The organism is Streptomyces fildesensis, from assembly GCF_016107395.1.
GTDB lineage: Bacteria > Actinomycetota > Actinomycetes > Streptomycetales > Streptomycetaceae > Actinacidiphila > Actinacidiphila fildesensis.
Genome location: NZ_JAAIKO010000444.1, coordinates 1 through 213, shown reverse-complemented (window position 1 = coordinate 213; position 213 = coordinate 1). Strand labels below are relative to the sequence as shown.

1 protein-coding gene is annotated in these 213 nt (G+C 42.7%); it reads left to right on the top strand.

From position 1 onward, the window contains the following. A partial coding sequence (locus tag C6N31_RS47600) for a hypothetical protein (protein WP_198359793.1) occupies window positions 1-213 on the top strand: 213 nt, incomplete at both ends.

Below are 213 nucleotides of genomic sequence, written 5' to 3'. Positions count from 1 at the left end.
ATTGGAGAAAAAATATGGGCAATCTCCAGTCTATGTTTCTTCAACTCTTCTTGAAAATGGTGGAGTTCCTCGAGAAACCAGCCCTGCTTCGCTCCTAAGAGAGGCCATCCAAGTAGTTAGTTGTGGATATGAAGATAAAACAGAATGGGGAAAAGAAGTTGGGTGGATTTATGGGTCAGTGACGGAGGATATTTTGACGGGGTTCAAAATGCA